Here is a 1,804-nt window from a genome sequence, read left to right as displayed (position 1 = left end):
CGTCAGGGAAGGTGTACGGGCTATTAAGGAAAGGCGACCGCCTCACTTCAAGGCCCGACAGGAAGCAGAGAAGTCACTCAAGTTGCCGGGCTTCTAACCAAAGGATGCACTATGTCACGAGACTCCCGCGTTTGCCCCGAAACACGAAGACGTGCCCGCAGAACGGATCTCGTACAAGCACGGTTTGCACCTTGGCGGCGAGACTGTTGAATCCGGCTCGCATGTCGGTGACTCCCGCGGCCAGCCACACTCGGGATCCGGACGGCAGGCCAACAGCCGACGGCAGCATCAGAAGGCTCATCGGGCGAGACCCCGCACAATCTTGATCAGGGTTGCGATGGGCGTAAGCGGCCAGCAAACCCGTCTTGGCGAACTGAACTAGCGGATGGGATCCGCCGGTTGCCAGCGATGAGGCAGCAATGCTGCGATGTCGCTGGCCTTTTGAGTCGGCAATCGGGTGAGAACGTCCTTCAGGTAGGCATGCGGTTCGTGCCCATTCAGTTGCGCTGAGCGTAGCAGACTCATGATGGCTGCGGCTCGTTGGCCGGCTCGAAGCGAACCGGCAAACAACCAGTTCGACCTGCCGATAGCCCAAGGACGTATCTGATTTTCGACCCAGTTGTTGTCTATAGGCACGTGACCGTCATCGAGATAGCGGGTCAGCGCATCCCATCGTTTAAGACTGTAATCCAGCGCTTTGGCAATCGCCGAACCTTCCGACACCAGCTTGCGCTGCGCCTTCATCCATTCGTGAAGTGCGTCGCAGACCGGCTTGGCCCGACTCTGTCGAAGCTTGTGGCGTTCCTCGGCTTGTAGCACTGCAGCGTCGCGCTCGATGTCGTAAAGCGCAGCGAAGAACGGCAGCGCCTGCGCAGCGATCTGACTGCTGTGATTGGCGTGCAGATCGAAGAACTTGCGTCTCGCGTGCGCAGCACATCCAATTTCAGTGATGCCCTGCTGGAATCCAGCCTTGTAACCACTGTAGTCGTCGCATACCAGTTTGCCCTGCCAGCCAGCGAGGAACGCGCGGGCATGCTCGCCTGCACGGCTGTCGGCGAAGTCGTAGACCACGGCGCGTAACTCACTGTAGTGTGTGGGCGTATACGTCCATAGATACGCGCGATGTGTCTTGCCTTTGCCGGGACTGAGCATCTGTACCGGCGTCTCATCCGCGTGCAGCACACCCTGCTGCAGGATTTCCTCATGCAGCGCGTCGACCAGCGGTTGTAGCTGCACGCCGCACGTACCGACCCATGCGCCCAATGTCGAGCGCGGTATCGCGACGCCCGCCCGCGCAAAGATCTGCTCCTGACGATACAGGGGAAGGTGGTCAGCGTATTTGGCAACGAGCACTGAGGCCAGCAGTCCCGCAGTCGGAATGCCCTTGTCGATGACGTGCGCAGGCACCGCGGCCTGAATCCGTGTTTCGCAGTTTCTGCACACCCACTTGCCACGGACATGCCGCTCCACGGTGAACACGCCCGGTGTGTAGTCGAGCTTCTCGCTGATGTCCTGATGTCCTCGCCGATGCGCGTGCGCTCGCAGCCACACTGGCATACGGTGCTCTGCGGCTCGTGGCGAATCTCTGTGCGCGGCAATTGCGCCGGCAGCGCTGCACGCTTCGGTTGCTGGGGTAGCGGCTCGGCTGTGGCTTGTGGCTGAAGTTGCTCGAGTTCAACTTCAATGGCGGCGAGATCCGCGTCAATCGCCTCATCCAGCAGATTCATCTGATCGCTGCTGAGCTGCTCGCTGCGCCTGCCGAACTGATGGCGTCTGAGAATCGAGATCTCGTGGGTCAACTGGT

At 60.4% G+C, this 1,804-nt stretch carries 1 protein-coding gene and 1 pseudogene; both read right to left on the bottom strand.

All coding sequences use genetic code 11. The features are described from left to right. Window positions 1–109 precede the first annotated feature (109 nt). The gene (tnpB, locus tag AB3X96_RS42335) at window positions 110–289 is read right to left on the bottom strand and encodes an IS66 family insertion sequence element accessory protein TnpB (RefSeq protein WP_368594388.1); all 180 of its coding nucleotides are present in this window, start codon (window positions 287–289) and stop codon (window positions 110–112) included. A gap of 89 nt (window positions 290–378) precedes the next feature. Continuing rightward, window positions 379–1,804, bottom strand: a pseudogene (locus AB3X96_RS42330) (IS66 family transposase); the annotation flags it as partial.

The sequence above is a fragment of the Paraburkholderia sp. BR13439 genome, from assembly GCF_040948805.1.
Taxonomy (GTDB): domain Bacteria; phylum Pseudomonadota; class Gammaproteobacteria; order Burkholderiales; family Burkholderiaceae; genus Paraburkholderia; species Paraburkholderia youngii.
This window is presented reverse-complemented; position numbering and strand designations above follow the sequence as displayed.